The following is a 16,995-nucleotide window of genomic DNA, read 5'->3' as shown; positions in this document are numbered from 1 at the left end:
AATGAAGAAGAATCTGATCAACGTCCTGCTGGTCCTGCTGGTCGTCGCAGGCGTCGTGGTGCTCGTGATGGGACTCAAGATGTGGGGCGATGATCCGGCGGCCGAAGAGAAGGAGCCCGTGGCTCCCAAGATCGTCTACATGTCGACCCAGGGAGTCGAAGCCAATATCGAGCGTCGTTTGGAAGGCCAGACGGGCTTCGCCTTGAAGGCCAGATGCCCCAAGAAGGTCGACGAGGCCGTGGGCTCGAAGTTCCGTTGCAGCGTGCGCCGCGATGGTCAGGACGAGAAGATCGCGATCGCGTCGGTCAAGATCAACGGGGAGGGTGGCCAGTTCACCTGGACATCCGAACCGTTCCCGAAGCCGACTCCTACGACCTGAGTCCCGCCTCGGGGACGGAAGAATCGGGTTTTGTCCGCGTATCCGGCGACAAAACCCGATTCTTTCGTCGGCACTTAGGCGCGGCGGGCCGCCACACGCCGTCCTGAGAGCACCATGGCGACCACAGGGATCGTGAGGACGGCGGCGGCCGCGTTGAGCGTGCCGAAGTTGCTGGCCGCCACGATGATGCCGGCCACCAGTCCGCCGAGTGCACCGGCCAGATTCATCACGAGGTCTGAGAGGCCCTGCACCAGCGGCCGAGTCGTGACCTCGAGCGAGCTGGTGAGCTTGGCGGCACCCGCGATGACCGATGCGGACCACCCGATGCCGAGCAGCGTGAGACCGATTGTGATCTGGACCTCGGAGCTGCCCGATGTGCCGGCGACGAAGACTGCGAGCAACAGAATCGACTGGCCCAGCAGGATGGTTCGGTCGGCGCCCCAGGAGTCGGTCAACCAGCCCATGACGGGGGAGAGGGCGTACATCCCGGCGATGTGCAGGCTGATCGTCAGACCGATGACCTTGAGGGCCGCGCCATGATCTGCCATGTGGACCGGGGTCAGGGCCATGACGGCGACCATCACGGCATGCGATGAGGCGGTTGCCCACATCGCGGTCAGGGTACGACCGCGGACGTACGGCAGTGCTGCTCGGATCCCGCGCGGTGCAGGCGCGGAATCGGCGTTGCGGACCAGGGGATCGGGGCGCAACAGAACACACGTCATGACCCCCGCGATCGCGAAGGCGACGGCGGAGAAGATCATCGGACCGGCCAGGTCAGGCATATTGACCGCTCCTGCGAAGGATGCCCCGGGACCGGTGAGGTTGGGGCCGATGACCGCGCCGACGGTGCTCGACCAGACGACGATCGACAAGGCGCGGCCGATCTGTTCGGGCCCGGCGCGGTCGACCGCTGCGAACCGCGATTGCAGATTTGCCGCGGTGCTGCCGCCGAACAGGACGAGGCCGGTCAAGGCGATCGGCAGCGATTCGGTCTCGGCGCCCAGGACGGTCACCGCGGCGCCCGTCGCTCCGGTGAGCCAGCCGAGGGTGAGGGCAGGACGACGTCCGGCTCGCGCGGCGAGCGATGACAGGGGCATCGTGAAGGCCGCGGCGCCGAGCGTCAACATCACCACGGCCATGCCAGACCAGCCGGACGAGCCGCTGATGTCCTTGATCAGCAGTGCACCGACGGCTATTCCGGCACCGTTGCCGATCCCGCCCACAACCTGCACCAAAACAAGCACAGAAACAATCCGTCGTTGAACCGGATCGACAACGGAAGGGTCACTCACAAAAGCAATCTATCGCCCCAACTATGGGCCGAGTGAGCGCCAGCGAACGAAGGCAGGCGCCTGGGCGAAGCCCAGCTGCGACGAAGTCGCAGGGCGCGGCGGAGCCGCGCGCGCCTTACCAAATAGTGATGCGGTCGCTCGGGTCCATCCAGAGGGCATCGCTTTCGGTGACCGCGAAGGCCTCGTAGAACGCGTCGATATTGCGCACTACCTGATTGCAGCGGAACTCCGGCGGCGAGTGGGGATCGATCGTCAGTCGGCGCACGGTCTCGGCGGGGCGGACCTTCGACTGCCAGGCCTGTGCCCAGGACACGAAGAATCGCTGATCGGGGGTCAAGCCGTCGATCGGGTCGGCGGAGGGATCGGTGAGTCGGAACGCCTGATGGGCGATACCGAGTCCGCCGAGGTCGCCGATGTTCTCACCGATCGTCAGCGAGCCGTTGACGGTCTTGCCGTCCGCGCCGTCGGGTGACAGTTCGTCGTACTGCGACACGAGCGCCGACGTCAGCTTCTCGAACGATTCGCGATCGTCATCGGTCCACCAGTTGCTCAAGGCACCTGAACCGTCGTACTGCGATCCCTGATCGTCGAAGCCGTGGCCGATCTCGTGGCCGATGACAGCGCCGATCGCTCCGTAGTTGACCGCATCGTCGGCGTCGGCGTGGAAGAACGGCGGCTGCAAGATCGCGGCCGGGAACACGATCTCGTTCATCGTGGGGTTGTAGTAGGCGTTGACGGTCTGAGGCGTCATGTACCACTCATCGCGGTCGATCGGCGAACCGATCTTGGCCAGCTCATGATCGGTGGCCACGGCGATCGCGCGCCGCACGTTGCCGAGTAGATCGTCGGGTGCGGTCTCCAGAGCGGAATAGTCCCTGAACTCGTCGGGGTGGCCGATCTTGGGATTGAACGAGTCGAGCTTGTCGTGCGCGCGCTTCTTGGTCTCCTCGCTCATCCACGACAGGCTCGAGATGCTCTGCCGGTACGCCTCAAGCAGATTGTCGATCAGCTCGGTCATCCGCTCCTTGGAGGCCGGCGGGAATTCGGTGCGGACGTAGATCTTGCCGACGGCTTCGCCCATCGCACCCTCGACAAAACTGACGCCGCGCTTCCAACGGGGGCGCAGTTCGTCGGTTCCGCTGAGCGTGCGTCCGTAGAACTCGAAGTTGGCGTCGACGAAGTCGCTCGACAGATAGGCCGAGGCGCTGTGGACGACCTGCCAGCGCAGCCAGTCCTTCCACGCCTCGAGCTCCGCCGGGACGAGCAGCGTCTCCAGACCCTCCACGAAGGACGGCTGTGAGATGACGACCTCGGCAAGCACCTGTGGTGCGACCTGCGCGCCCTCGGACCACGACGTCCAGTCGAACGCCGGTGCAAGCGCCTGCAGCCCTTCGGCATCGACCAGGTTGTAGGTCTTCTGCGCATCGCGGCAGGCCACCCGATCCCAGTGGAATGAGGCGAGCCGTGTCTCCAGGTCCATGATCCGGGCCGCGCGACCCGCGGCGTCATCGAGCCCGGCGAGATCCAGCAATGTGGTCAGGTGGGCGACATATGCCGTGCGGATGTCGGCAGACTCGTCCTCGCGGTAGTACGACTCGTCGGGGAGGCCGATGCCACCCTGGCTGAGATGCGTGACGTAGCGGTCGGGGTTGCCCCGGTCGGGGGCGATGTACATGCCGAAGACGCTGCCGACACCTTGCCGGTCGAGGACGCCGAGCACCGTGATGAACGAGGCGATGTCGTCGATCGAATCGACCTGGTCGAGCTCGGCTTTCAGCGGCTGCGCACCGAGGGCTTCGATCCGCTCCTCATCCATGAAGCTCGCGTAGAGATCGCCGATCTTGCGCTGTTCATCGTCCTGCGGCGAGGTGCTCGCAGCAGTGATGATGTCGAGCACCTTGGCCTCGGACTCATCGACGAGTGTCACGAACGAGCCGGCCGTCGCCCGATCAGGTTTGATCTCCGCGGTCTCGAGCCAAGGCCCGTTGACATGGCGGAACAGGTCGTCCTGCACCCGGACAGAAGGCGAGAACTGGGTCATATCGATGCCGTGGGTCACGCCAGTAGGCTACACAAGTGAGCAAGAACATTCCGGTCCGATTGACAGTCATCCGGACCGAACAGATCGCCCCGTCCCTGCGCCGTGTGGTGCTGGGCGGCCCCGGCTTCGCCGACTTCGAACGCAACCGGGCGGCATTGCCACAGACCTACACCGATCTCTACGGCAAGCTCGTCTTCCTGGCCGACGGGTTCGAGTATCCCGAGCCCTTGGATCTGACCGTCGTCAAAGAACAGATGCCGGCCGATGCCGCGCCTGTCATGCGGACGTACACGATCCGCTGGGTCGACGAGGCCGCCCGCGAACTCGCGATCGATTTCGTGGTGCACGGGGACGAAGGCATCGCCGGACCCTGGGCAGCGCACGCCGAGCCCGGCGACGAGATTCACCTGCGCGGCCCCAATGGTGGGTACGCGCCCGATCCTTCGGCCGACTGGCACCTGTTCGTCGGAGATGAGGCCAGTATCCCGGCCATCGCGGCCGCGCTCGAAGCACTCGCGGCCGGCGATCGGGCCGTCGCCTTCATCGAGGTGTACGGCCCAGAAGATGAAATCGCTTTGCCGACCAAGGCCGACTTGGAGCTGCGCTGGCTGCATCGGGCAGATGCCGCGGCCGGGACGACGTCCTTGCTCGACGACGCGGTCCGGGACTGGCCCTGGCTGCCGGGACGGGCTCACGCTTTCATTCATGGAGAATCGGCGCTGCTCAAGAGCGTTCGGCCGTTCGTGCTGAACGACAAGGCGGTCGCGCGTGCCGATGTCTCGGTTTCGGCCTACTGGCGCCGAGGCACGACCGAAGAGGGCTTCCGCGTCTGGAAGTCGCAGCAAACCGAGGCCGTCATGCGACCGGGCACGTCCTGACAGCCGGTGGGCGGTAACCTCGTCGGGTGACTGAACTGCGCAACGTGGCCGTCATCCTTGCAGGTGGCACCGGAACACGGGTCGGACTGTCGATCCCCAAACAGCTCATCAAGATTGCCGGCAAGACGATCATCGAGCACACGATTGCTGCCTTCGAGGCATCGCCGTTGATCGACGAGATCGTCATCCTGATGACGCCGGGACACCTTGACCCGGTGCGCGCGATCGTCCAGAACGGCGGCTACGGCAAGGTCACCCAGATAGTCGAGGGCGGCCAGACCCGCAACGAGTCGACGAGCCGCGCGCTCGAGGCCCTCGGCACCGACGAGTGCAACGTGCTGTTCCACGACGCCGTGCGTCCCCTGGTCTCGCAGACCATCATCGGCGACGTCGTCGCCGCGCTGACGACGCACCAGGCGGTCGACACCGCTATTCCGTCGGCCGACACGATTGTTCAGGTGCACGACGATCCGCACGCCGAGTCCGAGACGATCGAGGACGTCCTGCAGCGACACCTCCTGCGTCGAGGCCAGACGCCACAGGCGTTCCGGCTGTCGGTCATCCGTCAGGCCTACGCGCTGGCCTGGCAGGACCCTGATTTCACCGCGACTGACGATTGCACCGTCGTGCTGCGGTATCTGCCCGAAGTGCCGATCGCGGTTGTCATGGGCCACGAGCGCAATATGAAGGTCACCGAACCGATCGATGTCTACATCGCCGACAAGCTGTTCCAGCTGCATTCGGCCGACACACCCGATCAGCTGACCGACGAGCAGTACCGCGCGGCGCTGGCAGGCAAGACCATGGTCGTGTTCGGCGGCTCGTACGGCATCGGCGGCGACATCGCCGAGCTCGCACGTGGATTCGGCGCGAACGTCCGCACGTTCTCCCGGTCGTCGACCAACACGCACGTCGACCGCCGCGAGGACATCGCGGCCGCTGCTCAGGCCGTGCTGAAAGACTGCGAATCGATCGACTTCGTCGTCAACACTGCGGGCGTGCTGGTCATCGAAGATCTGGCCGACACCTCGGAGGAGACGATCTTCGCGGCCACGGAGATCAACTACCTCGCGCCGATCTTCATCGCGCAGGAGTTCTACCCGCACCTGGCCGCGTCAGGTGGATCGCTGCTGCTGTTCACGTCGTCGTCCTACACGCGTGGGCGCGGCGGCTACTCGTTGTACTCCTCGGCCAAGGCCGCCGTCGTCAACCTGACTCAGGCGCTGGCCGACGAGTGGGCCGGCGAAGTGCGCGTCAACTGCGTCAACCCCGAACGTACCGGCACGCCGATGCGCACCAAGGCCTTCGGCGAGGAGCCGGAAGGCACCTTGCTGAGCTCGATGGAAGTCGCCCGCCAGTCGCTCGACGTGCTGCTGGCCAACCAGACCGGCCACATCATCGACATCCGTCGTGAGGACGGTCCCGCCGCAATCGGCGGCGGCAGCTAAGGCCGCACCTCACCCAGCCCAGATGTGCGGGGCGGTGCACGTCCCGGTGGCCCGGAAACGTGCACGAGCCCGCACATCTGGGCTGGAGTCGCGCAACGATCCACTTGTCCCCTGAACAGGGGTCAATTGGCACTTGTGGCGTCATGATTCTGGAGGTCGGTCGTTGTCTTGTTGACGCAACCTGCGTCGAGTCCGGCGATGTTTGCTCACCGCTGTGCCCAAGTCAGTTCATCCACTTCTTTGAGAAGAGGCGTCTCCAATGCCACCACGTCCAGAACAGTTGGGATATCTGGCCACCGTTTCGGGAGTCATGACGATGAGCCTGCTCGCCATGGGGTCTCCGGCCCACGCAGACCCGAAGGCGACCAGTCAGGAGAGCGTGACCTGCCGGTTGCCGACTGCGCCCGCTGGTCAGGCCGGCGCGCAGGGTCCCGCCGGTAAAGCCGGACCGTTTGGGCCGGTCGGACCACAGGGACCGAAGGGCCCGGTCGGTCTTCCCGGCGCGAACGGCGCGAACGGCGCTCCTGGCGCTCCTGGCGAAACCGGCCCTCCCGGACCGCCCGGCTCACCGGGCGACCCCGGGGCCGGAGGATCACGCATGGTGCATGCGGTCGGCCCCGTCGATTGCGGAACTGTGCCCGGAGTGTGTGTGATCGTCATCCCGGGTCCGGATGGTCCCGATGGTTTGCCGGGCCCGCAAGGCTCAGCCGGAGATCAAGGCCCAGCAGGCCCGGAGGGCCTGGCCGGAACGCAAGGCAGTGACGGCGCCGCAGGCTCCCCAGGCGCCCCGGGCCCCCAAGGTCCTCCAGGTCCTGCCGGCCCCCAGGGCCCGCCAGGCCCGGGTGCCGGGCCCGCACGAGTGGTCCACGCCGCGGCAGCGGAGGACTGCTCGGGCTTCGCCTCTGCTTGCGTTGCCACCGTGGTCGGCCAACCCGGCCCCCGGGGTGTGGTCGGGCCGGCCGGAGCCACCGGTCCGGTCGGTCCCACAGGTGCGCTGGGTTCGTCCGGACCAAAGGGGCCTGACGGGCTGGTCGGCGACGACGGTCCCGAAGGTGCCATCGGGGACCCCGGCCCTCCTGGCCCTCCCGGGCCTCCCGGGCCTTCTGGCGGTGCCGGTCCATCGCGCGTGGTCCACGCCACCGCCGCGACGAACGGGGCCGTGGCGACGTTCCCCGCTAGCTGCGCGGGAGAGGTCAAGGACGATGCCGAGGAGTCTGGAGAGGTCAAGGAGAGTTCGGACGACGACTCGGCGGGCGTCCTGCCTGATACCGGTGCGGGAGCTTCGACGCTCAGCATGCTTGCATTCGGCGGCGTGCTGACGGCGGGTGGGACGGTGCTGGTCCGGCGCTCCCGAGTGAGGGCCGACCGCGGATGAGTGATGGATCCAGTGGCGACGGGGACGCTGTGCTGAGTGCAGCGTCCCCCTCTCCGCGGAGCATCGTGTACCGCCTCTGGAACGGGGTCTTCCCGCCTGCCGTGTGCGAGGCGGTGATCAGCGCATTCGACGGCGAGGATCTCTACCCCGCCACGGTGCAACGCAACGACCGTCCCGAGGAGGTCATGTCGGAGTCGCGCAAGACCAAGCACACCTTCATCGAGCCCGGCCACTGGAGCGGTGCGTTGGTGTCCCACTTCGCCCATCTCGCCAATCTCCTGTGGCGCTACGACGTGACAGGACTGGGCACGCTGAGCATCTTGCGCTATGAGGTCGGCGACCAGTTCTCCTGGCACGTCGATGCCCTTGCCTACGACACCACTGACTACGATCAGCTGGGCACCGGCCTGGAGCGAAAGGTCAGCGTCACCGTCAATCTTTCGGACCCGAGCGGGTATGAGGGCGGTGACCTGGAGTTCATGAACGCCACCGGTCAGCTGCTGGTGCAGCCTCAGCTGCGCGATCAGGGGTCGGTCGTCGTCTTCCCGTCGACGGTCGGGCACCAGGTCACTCCTGTCACTTCCGGCGTGCGTTACGCCCTGGTCGGCTGGATGGTTGGGCCGCCCCTGAGATGATGGCGACAGTGCAATATCGGGGCGGGCAGCTCCTGGCAGCGTTGGCAGTATCGCTTCTGCTGGTGTTGCCAGGAGCCGCCGTCCCTGAGGACGCAGCGCAGCCGTCGCGGTTCGGGCCCTACGTCGGCCACGACGTCATCGAGGTCTGGGTGTGCGCTGTACCGCTGGACACTCGGGACCGGACCTACAACCCCTCGCCCCTGCGAATCGCGATTGAGCCTGATCGCGTCGCCGCCCAACTAAACGAGCACGTGAAGCGCTACTTTGCGACTCTGTCCAACGGCGGGTACGCCCCACAGTTCGCTGCGGGCGGTGTCCTGCACATGCAGGACTCCGACGGTCCGCAGCGGTGCTTCGCACGCGCCCTGGACCGTTCCGGCAGTTCGGCCACCGCAGTTCTGGCCATCGCAGACGCGGAGCATCGCCCCGATTCCCACGGTGGTCTCGGCGACCCGGGAGCGCGTTGTGTGTCCACCCCCACACCTTGTCCGGCGCGGGAGTCGCGGCGTGGTGCCTACGTCGGTGCCAGTGACTTCCACCCCGACTGGGGGTCGCTGCCGGCTCTCGATCTCATCGAGCACGAGCTCGGCCACACAATGGGCTGGCCGCATTCAGGCAGCGGAACGGCCACATCGTACGACAGCGCACTGGACGTGATGAGCGACAGCACCGCACGCCGTACCGTGCACGCCGGCGAGCACCATGCGGGTGGCACATTGGGAATCAACCTGTACGACGCCGGCTGGATCCCGCACGACGACGTCGTCACCGTGCCCAGGAACGGTACGACGTCGTCGTACACGCTGCGACCTTCGGCCGCGCCGACGGGTTTACGTCTGCTCAAGCTGCCGCTCGGTCCAGGCAGGTTCATCACCGTCGAGTTGCTGACGCCAGGTGGGCTCGACGATCATCTTCCCGAGTCGGGTGTCGCGCTGACCCTCATCGACGCGTCCCCGGCCGCATGTGGCACACCGTGCGACCTTTTGCGGCGACGGCACACCGCACTGGGCGCGCCTCCGCCGTACACCGACCTGAGGCAGCCCGCCGACGGCCCATGGTCAGGCGACGGCTGGAAGGTCGAAGTCCGTCATCTGGGGGACAGGTCCACAGTCGTGGAGGTTACGAGCCGGGCCGGGTGACGCCAGGCTTCAGCGTCCCGGTCACCCAGACCAGAAGTTGGCTCAGTAGCAGCTGGAGGCGTAGTACTTGGAGACTTCCATCGACGCGTCGGTGTAGTCCTTCATCTTGTCGCTGAAGTCTTCGGCGGCCGAGGGATCCTTCATCATGTCGAGGTACGAGCTCATGACCTCGACGTCGTCCTTGAGATCGGACGGTGCAGCGTCCTTGATCTTCGCGTAGGCCTTCTGCATGTCGGCGGCCATGTCCTTGATGTCGTCGAGATCAGGCGTGCCGTCGGTGCCCGACAGCGAATCCATACTGATGTCTTGAAGGTTCTTCATCGCATCGCAGAACTCGCCGCCCTTGCCACCGACATCGGGCAGGTCGGACGCATCAGGCGTCGGAACGTCGTCCAGATCGCCGTCGTCGGTGGTGTCACTGTCGTCGGAGTCGGTCGTCTTGGCCGCGATGGGTGTGTCGTCCTTGTCGTCGTCTCCACCGAACACCTTCGTCGCGCCGAACGCGACGCCGCCGATCAGCACGAGGACGACCGCGACCATTCCGGCCAGGACCCAGAAGTTGCGCTTGTTGGGCTCGGTGCCGGTCGGTACGGCCGCGCTGTAGGTCTGGGTGGCGTCGGTGGCCGGAGCCGGGGCCCAGCTCGGTGCTGCCGGCTGCTGCTGGGTGGCATCGGACGTCGGGATCGGCTGGGTCGGCTCGGCCGGCTGATCGAGCGGGGTGAACGGCGCGACGACAGTCGGTTCGGGCTGTCCGTCGACGGGCGGAGCCACCTGCGTCTCGGCCTGGTCGGCGGGTACGACCGGCTCGGCGGGGGCGACAGGCTCGGCGGGTTCGACAGGTTCGGCGGGTTCGACCGGCTCAGCCGGGGCGACCGGCTCGGCGGGAGCGACCGGGGCGGGCGGTGCCGGCGGCTGGACCACGGCCGCGGCCTGGGCGGCGGCGCGGGTCGACAGGGCCACGTTGGTGGCGGCGTCGTTGCGCTCGCTCAACCACTGCAGAAGACCGGGGTACGCAGCTGGATGTGCGGCAACCGAAGGCCACGTGGCGCGGTCGGCCTGGACGAGCTCAGCGAGACGCGCTGCACTGGTGGTCGGATCCTGTGCTTCGCGGATCAAGTCGTCTGCGGCCATGATGTTTCCTTCTCCCCGGTGGATCCCGCCAGCTGGCGAGACGCCACCAGATTAGTGGTCCGCTGCTTCAGCTGCTGAAGTTGGTGCTGCTTTGGCGCGATCGCCGACTCGATTCTCCCACCAACTGCAGCCGATCATGACTGCCGCGGCCAGAGCCCAACCGGCCAGGATGTCGATCACGTAGTGCTCGGCGTAGTACACGAGTGCGACCGCCATGAGCATCGGGTAGATCAGCAGGATCCACCGCCACGCGCTGCGCAGCCGTACGACGGCATAGAGGGCGATCAGCATCGCCAGGCCGGCATGGAGCGAAGGCATCGCTGCGACCGGATTGCCGACCTTGGCCAGCACGAAGTGAAAGCTGCCGAGCCCGAGATCGTCCCAGCCGCGACCGGTGAGCCGGGCGAGAGGCTCCGAGATATAGCCCTCCTTGGCGGCGAGCCACGGTGGTGCCATGGGGTACAGCACGTAGATCACAAGCGCCGCGAAGTTGATCACGACGTACCGGGTCATCCAGGGCACCCACAGCACGCGGTTGCGGAGCCACAGGACGACCGCGATCGTCAGGCCGGCCACGAAGTGGGTGTAGTAGACCGTCGTGAGCACCAGGTCGTACCACTTCGGAGGTGAGGAACTCGAACACGGATCGGCGCACAGGGCGTCCTGCAGTTGCTTGGTCGGCAGCTCACCGCCGCCGATCCATTCGTCGAATCTGATCGGCATGGTCCAGTGGACCGGCAGGTTGATCAGCTCGTCGGACAGGCCACGGCTGTATAGATACAGCACGAGCAATGCGAAGGCGATCCACCAATCGCGGACGAAGTTCAGGTGGGTGCGCCAGGGAGCGCGGATGTTGTAGGCGATCGTCACGAGCCACAGCCAGGCGAACAGCCGGTACGGATCTTTGGGGATGCCCCAGTTGATGAAGAAGACCCCGAACACGATCGCGTAGATCGCGAGCGCCGGCCCCCTCCACGCCCACGGTGTGGTCTGGACCTCCCGGGTCTGCACACTCATCGGCATTCCTTCACCGGGGCCAGCGCCCGGGTCTCTTCGCGGTCGAGCCAGATCGTCCGGCCGCACATTTCGGCGACCCGTCGATAGCGTGTGTCGAGGACCGATTCGAGGCGGGCGGGATCTGAGATACCCCATGAACCGATCCCGGACCAATCGACGAACCAGGTCGGCCGATCCGGGCCGGTGAGGGTGGCCGACAGAGTCGACAGGTCGGAATCGAGCGTGCGCACGGGAAGGCTCCACAGGTAGGGATAGGGACTTGACATCTCGGCATTGCCCAGAACGTTGGGCTGTCCATACGCTACGACCCCGGTGTCTGTCGCCTCGCCCGATTGTTTCAGCCAGTCTCCGACGACGTGGGCATCCCGCCCGTCATCGGGCGGGAAGATGACCGTGAAAGCCAGGCTGCCCACTGACGTCGCGATGGCGAGACCCGCGATGCCATAGCGCAGGCGGGGACCTATCCGCCCGGCCAGAAGGCCGGCGGCGATCGCGGTGGCCGGGATGAGCTGGATCAGATAGTGCGCCCAGTAGCTGCCCCCCAGCATTGCGGCGCCAGATACGAAGGCGATCACGGCGCTCGTGGCGAACAGTGCGGGTTCACGACGCCGCAGCGTGTGCCACAGCGTCAGCACGGCTATCGCAGCGAGCCCGCTGGCAGCCCAGGTGCCGAGCAATGCCCAGAGGCGATCGGTCGTCGCACTGGTCGCGGAGGCGCGGATGACCTCGCCGGCATCGGCGCGGAACGTGACGAGAGCACCGAACAACTCGCTGGGTGTCGTGCCGCGCACGGCCGAGGCGGCCAGTGCCAGGGCGATGGCACCCACCAGACCGAGGATCCCGTTCAGGACGACGAACCCGGCCTGACGTCGCCGCTCCGGCTGCTGCCATGCCAACACGACGGCCAGCACGAACGCGAAGACGAGACCGTCGATGATGGTCTGTTTGATGAGAACCGCCCCGCCGGCGAGGGCTCCGGCTGACAGCGCGTAGATCCACGAGCGGCGATCGGGCTTGAGCAGGGCCTGCGCGGCCAACGCGATGCCCCAGGCAACGAACGGGGACGCCAGCATCTCGCCGTTGGTGCGCGAGACGCCGAACCAGTGCGCTGTGCTGAACACCGCGGCGGTTCCGGCGGCCCACATGGCCGCCTGCGAGCCGCGCATGACGTACGCCGCGCGGCACACGCCCAGCACCATGAGAACCGACGCGAGCAGACCGAAAGCTCGCAGTGTCGTGAGATTTCCGGCCAGTTCCATGATCCAGATCAGCAGCGGCGGACGATCGACCCAATACTGGCCGTAGAGCCACGGGCCGTGGTCCCACGAAGCGCCGACGATGAGGAATCCGGCCTCGTCGCGGCCGGGCAGTTGGCCGAAATAGAGCAGCCGGGCGGCGATCATGACGACGAGAAGGCCGCCGACGAATGGAATCAGCCGGGGCGCGGAGCGTCCCTGAGGTGTCGAAGTCATGTGTCCTAGGGCCCGGTGGCACCGGCGGCCAGCCGATCCGCCCAAGCACGGTCGCGCAGCGCCATGGCATCCGTGCAGGCGGCGATGAACCGGGTTGTCGCGACCCCGGGCGTCGGATCACCCAGATAGTGCTCGATCAGATCGCGTCTCGCGGAGGCGGTCGGGTCTTCGGTCAGTTGTTCCGCGACGATCGAGGCGATGTCGTCGAACGGCGTGAGCTGGGGGACGACGTCCATCAACGCACTGGGCGGATACGCGACATTCGGGGTCGTCACGAGCAGCGGCTTGCCGGTGGGCAGCCAGTTGAGAGTCACGGCCGAGACATCGGTGATGAGCAGATCGGCATCGGCGAAGGACTTTTCGAGCGGTACCGCGGTGTCGACCCGGTCGGCGAGCCTGCGGACCGCTGCATCGGCCGCGGCGTATTGGGGTCGGATCACGCCGTTGAGCGGATGTGGACGGTAGATGACCCGGTACGTGCCTGACAGCGCGCTCATGATCGCTTCGCCGTGGGTCTCCAGCGAGCCGTACGACACCGACGGCTGCGAGGCCTCCCATGTGGGCGCGTACAGCACGGTCTTGCGGGTTGGATCAGGTGACGGTGTCGTCGCCGCCGCGCCGTCGAGCTGAGGCTGACCGATCAGGACGCTGCGGGCAGGAGTGTCGTACAACATGACCGCCGACGCCGTGCGGTCGAGCGCGGCCTGCCCCGCCAGGAAGCACAGGTCGTACGCCTTGACCTGATTGGAGACCGAGACGCCCTTGTCACTGTCGCCGTGGCCGAGGTAGACGTGCACCATCGAGGTGAAGCGCAGGCTCTCGAAGTTGATCGGGTCGTGGTTGACGTAGAGCGCGAGCTTGACGTCCGACAGAGCCAAGATCTCATCGAGCTGGCCGTACCGGGCCAGCGTCACGCAGTCGAGACCGGTCTCTTCACGCACGACGCGGGCGGTGCGGGAGTCCTTGAACACCGCGATGATCCGATGGCTCGCATCGAGCGCTTTCAGGGCGTGATACCAGGGCCGCAGCTGGTAGAGGCTGTCGAGGGTCGTGGGGAAGTAGAGCATGATCTGCTGCTCGAACGCCGTGCCGAGGCGCGACTCGTCGGTCAGCTTGTCGGGCATCCCCGAGGGCAGGAATCGTGAACGGCGCAAGCGGCCGATCGCCCACAGCCTCAGGCGGTGGACGAATCCGACGCGTGCTTCAGAGGCCATTGTCTGAGAATCCAGAACCGTCCAGCGGGGCTCCATCGCGGAAGTGCGGTGCGAGCTTGTTGTCAAACATGCTGAGCGCCGAACCGATCGCCATGTGCATGTCGAGGTATTTGTAGGTTCCGAGGCGTCCGCCGAACAGCACATCGGTCTCGCGGTTCGCGAGCTCGCGATAGGCGAGCAGCCGCTCACGGTCCTGCGGAGTGTTGATCGGGTAGTACGGCTCGTCGGCATGCCCCGCAGCGCGACTGAATTCGCGCATGATGACGGTCTTATCGCTGGGATAGTCGCGCTCAGGGTGGAAGTGCCGGAACTCGTGGATACGGGTGTAGTCGATGTCGGCGTCGGCGTAGTTCATGACCGTTGTGCCCTGGAAATCGCCGATCGGCAGCACTTCGGTCTCGAAGTCGAGCGTGCGCCACGACAGGTCGCCGTGAGCGAAGTCGAAGTATCGATCGACCGGTCCGGTGAAAACCACCGGGGTCGAGCCGACGCAGGACGTCTTGTTGAACGGCTGGGTCTCGTCGAAGAAGTCTGCCTCCAACGTCACGGTGATGTTCTCGTGATCGGCCATCCGCTCCAGCCAGGCGGTGTACCCGTCGGTCGGCAGGCCCTCATACGTGTCGGAGAAGTAGCGGTTGTCGTACGTGTAACGCACCGGGAGCCGGCTGATGATGTCGGTGCCCAGCTCGCGGGGATCGGTCTGCCACTGCTTGGCGGTGTAGTTCTTGATGAACGCCTCATAGAGGGGCTGGCCGATCAGCGAGATCGCCTTCTCCTCGAGGTTGGTCGGGGCGTGGGTCAGCATCGCCGCCTGCTCGGTGACCCAGGCGCGTGCCTCGGTGGGGGAGTACGCCGCCCGCTGGAACTGGTTGATCGTGCCGAGGTTGATCGGCATCGGGAAGACCTCGCCGCGGTGCGTCGTGTAGACGCGGTGCTGGTACGGCGTGAACGTCGTGAACCGGTTGACGTACTCCCAGACGCGCTGATTCGAGGTGTGGAACAGGTGTGCGCCGTAACGGTGCACCTCGATACCGGTTTCGGGATCGGCTTCGCTGTAGGCGTTGCCGCCGATGTGGTCGCGTCGGTCGATGATCTGGACCTTGAGCCCGAGTTCCCGGGCGCATCGGTCGGCGATCGTCAGGCCGAAGAAGCCGGAGCCGACGATCAGGAGGTCGGCGGTCATGTGGCTTCCCCAGCCCTGGGGGCCGGCACGTCGGCAGGGTCCATGGGACGCCACGACTTGTCTCGCCACAGTGCTCGGTTGGCCTTGAACCCGCGTACCAGATCGCCGATGCCGTTGAGCGTGTGCTGCACGACCACGAGACGGAAGACTTCCTTACCCAGCGTCAGAGCCGTGCCCAGGCCGAAGCCGAAGCGGTTGAGCTTGTTGTATTCGGCGAAGTATTTTCCGACGTACGCCCGGTTGCGGATGACGTGGAACCGGAAGAGCGGACTGCCGTCGTTGAGATGCCGGATGCCGAGATTGACCTGCTTCTGCTCGCGCTTGCGCTTGAGCACGAAGGCATCGACGTACACGACGTCGGTGTGCTGCGCGGCGAGCCAGGCGTAGGTCGCGTCGTCCCAGGAGATGAAGAAGCGGGGATCGGGCAGTCCGATCTTGCGGACGACGTCGGCGCTGATCAGCATGCCTTCGAACGTCCCGGAATTGGTGACCGCGTAACCCTCGCGGCCGAACTGCTTTCCGCTGTAGGGCAGCGGCACCCCGAGGAATCCGTTGAATTTGGCCTGCCAGTAGAACGGCGTGCCATCGAAGTCGTAGCGGCGGCCGTGGATGACCTGGAACCGCTGCATCCATGGCGTGAATTGCTCGATCGCATCAGGCAGGATCTCGACGTCGTCGTCCATGAGCCAGACCCAGTCGGCGCCGTGTTCGAGGGCGACCTTCGTGCCCTCGCTGAAACCGCCGGAGCCGCCGGTGTTGGTAGCGAGGCGGTGATTGATCAGTACATCGGGCGCGAAGTCCTGCTGCGCCGCGGCGATGACGTCCTGGGTGTCGTCGGTGCTCGCATTGTCGACCACCACGATCCGAAATGGCGCCGCGTCCATCGTGGCGGCGCTCGCGAGCAGCTCTTTGAGGAACGTCGATCGGTTGTACGTCACGATCGCGATCGCGATCTTCCCAGGAGCCGAAGTCACCTGGCAACCCTATCCTGCGATACATGATGGCCTGACACACCGTTGATCGCCGTCAGGAATGCCTGACGCGGGCTCGCGGCTTGCTGTCGAGGAGCGACCACATGGCGCTTACCAGCATGACCAGACCAGCGACGAAGATGACCACTTCGGGCACAGCACTGTCCTGGAATCCTGCGGCGGGCGCGGTCCGTTCGTAGTAGTCCGAAGTGGCCGGGTAGTACGCCGCAAGGCTGACCACTGATGCGGTCGTCGTAACGACCCATGGATAGACCTTGCGTCCTTGACAGTGCGCAGTGGCCATCGCCGCCGCGGACACGAAGATGCCGAAGGCCGCAAACGCGTCGGAAGGTCCTTCGAGCAATGCATGCAGTCCACAGACGGCAATCACGCAGGCATGCACCTGTCGCGTGCGATTCCAGCCGCCGATTGGGCTGACATCGGGCGTCGCGAGTGTTCTGACCGCGCCGAGGAAGGCCACCACTGCGACGACCGCGCACATGAGGATGGCTGTGCCCAGGAGAGCACCTTCGTTTTCTTCACCGGCCGAGATGCCGTCGGCAGCGATTCCTGTCACGGCGGTGACGATCGACGCGGCGATCACCAGCGCCCAAGGCCAGCGGTTCCGCCGGTCGATGAGAGCTGCCGCCAGCGCGGCGCCACCCGCTACGGCAGAGAACGCGAATACGTCATTGTCGTCACTGAGCCATGGCAGCGACGCCGCAAGCGCCTGGATTGCTGCGAGAGCTAGAAGGACGCTGCTGCGTACGGTGAACTGCGCGGCAGAGACTGCTCGTGGGCCCGCTTCGTCCGTCAC

General features: G+C 66.0%; 15 protein-coding genes. 6 read left to right on the top strand and 9 right to left on the bottom strand.

The window, feature by feature from the left end; all coding sequences use genetic code 11:
- The first annotated feature begins 1 nt into the window (after position 1).
- Entirely contained in the window at positions 2–379 is a 378-nt protein-coding gene (locus tag ACXJKC_RS09120) for a hypothetical protein (RefSeq protein ID WP_456696387.1), read from the top strand.
- 74 nt (positions 380–453) lie between these two features.
- Here the strand turns inward: ACXJKC_RS09120 and ACXJKC_RS09115 are convergent, their stop codons facing one another.
- Entirely contained in the window at positions 454–1,674 is a 1,221-nt protein-coding gene (locus ACXJKC_RS09115) for an MFS transporter (protein WP_456696386.1), read from the bottom strand.
- 115 nt (positions 1,675–1,789) lie between these two features.
- Positions 1,790–3,715 (bottom strand): M13 family metallopeptidase, encoded by a 1,926-nt coding sequence (locus tag ACXJKC_RS09110; RefSeq protein WP_456696647.1) that lies wholly within the window; start codon positions 3,713–3,715, stop codon positions 1,790–1,792.
- A gap of 35 nt (positions 3,716–3,750) precedes the next feature.
- Here ACXJKC_RS09110 and ACXJKC_RS09105 point away from each other — a divergent pair, with 35 nt between their 5' ends.
- The 5 genes from ACXJKC_RS09105 (at position 3,751) to ACXJKC_RS09085 (ending at position 9,190) form a co-directional block, all read left to right on the top strand.
- Entirely contained in the window at positions 3,751–4,593 is an 843-nt protein-coding gene (locus tag ACXJKC_RS09105) for a siderophore-interacting protein (protein ID WP_456696385.1), read from the top strand.
- A gap of 26 nt (positions 4,594–4,619) precedes the next feature.
- Positions 4,620–6,041 (top strand): SDR family NAD(P)-dependent oxidoreductase, encoded by a 1,422-nt coding sequence (locus ACXJKC_RS09100; protein WP_456696384.1) that lies wholly within the window; start codon positions 4,620–4,622, stop codon positions 6,039–6,041.
- 259 nt (positions 6,042–6,300) lie between these two features.
- The gene (locus ACXJKC_RS09095) at positions 6,301–7,416 is read left to right on the top strand and encodes an LPXTG cell wall anchor domain-containing protein (protein WP_456696383.1); all 1,116 of its coding nucleotides are present in this window, start codon (positions 6,301–6,303) and stop codon (positions 7,414–7,416) included.
- A 65-nt stretch (positions 7,417–7,481) separates the two neighbouring features.
- Complete coding sequence (locus ACXJKC_RS09090; protein WP_456696382.1) at positions 7,482–8,051, top strand: 2OG-Fe(II) oxygenase; 570 nt, start codon at positions 7,482–7,484, stop codon at positions 8,049–8,051.
- A complete protein-coding gene (locus ACXJKC_RS09085; RefSeq protein WP_456696381.1) occupies positions 8,051–9,190 on the top strand; it encodes a hypothetical protein in 1,140 nt (379 codons plus the stop codon). The genes ACXJKC_RS09090 and ACXJKC_RS09085 overlap by 1 nt, the downstream gene beginning before the upstream one ends.
- Before the next feature lie 42 nt (positions 9,191–9,232).
- Here ACXJKC_RS09085 and ACXJKC_RS09080 read toward each other — a convergent pair whose 3' ends face one another.
- Genes ACXJKC_RS09080 through ACXJKC_RS09050 form a run of 7 tightly spaced genes read right to left on the bottom strand, consistent with a single transcriptional unit; the run spans position 9,233 to position 16,995 of the window.
- On the bottom strand, positions 9,233–10,321 hold the full coding sequence (locus ACXJKC_RS09080; RefSeq protein ID WP_456696380.1) for a variant leucine-rich repeat-containing protein: 1,089 nt from the start codon (positions 10,319–10,321) through the stop codon (positions 9,233–9,235).
- A 51-nt stretch (positions 10,322–10,372) separates the two neighbouring features.
- Positions 10,373–11,338, bottom strand: a complete 966-nt coding sequence (locus tag ACXJKC_RS09075; protein ID WP_456696379.1) for a phosphatase PAP2 family protein — start codon at positions 11,336–11,338, stop codon at positions 10,373–10,375.
- Positions 11,335–12,810 (bottom strand): ArnT family glycosyltransferase, encoded by a 1,476-nt coding sequence (locus tag ACXJKC_RS09070; RefSeq protein ID WP_456696378.1) that lies wholly within the window; start codon positions 12,808–12,810, stop codon positions 11,335–11,337. Before ACXJKC_RS09070 ends, ACXJKC_RS09075 begins: the two co-directional genes overlap by 4 nt.
- Before the next feature lie 5 nt (positions 12,811–12,815).
- On the bottom strand, positions 12,816–14,024 hold the full coding sequence (locus ACXJKC_RS09065; RefSeq protein ID WP_456696377.1) for a CDP-glycerol glycerophosphotransferase family protein: 1,209 nt from the start codon (positions 14,022–14,024) through the stop codon (positions 12,816–12,818).
- Positions 14,014–15,207, bottom strand: a complete 1,194-nt coding sequence (glf, locus tag ACXJKC_RS09060; RefSeq protein WP_456696376.1) for a UDP-galactopyranose mutase — start codon at positions 15,205–15,207, stop codon at positions 14,014–14,016. The genes ACXJKC_RS09065 and glf overlap by 11 nt, the downstream gene beginning before the upstream one ends.
- Positions 15,204–16,181, bottom strand: a complete 978-nt coding sequence (locus ACXJKC_RS09055) for a glycosyltransferase (RefSeq protein WP_456696375.1) — start codon at positions 16,179–16,181, stop codon at positions 15,204–15,206. The genes glf and ACXJKC_RS09055 overlap by 4 nt, the downstream gene beginning before the upstream one ends.
- A gap of 52 nt (positions 16,182–16,233) precedes the next feature.
- The gene (locus ACXJKC_RS09050; RefSeq protein WP_456696374.1) at positions 16,234–16,995 is read right to left on the bottom strand and encodes a hypothetical protein; all 762 of its coding nucleotides are present in this window, start codon (positions 16,993–16,995) and stop codon (positions 16,234–16,236) included.

Source organism: Aeromicrobium sp. P5_D10 (assembly GCF_054049535.1).
This window is presented reverse-complemented; position numbering and strand designations above follow the sequence as displayed.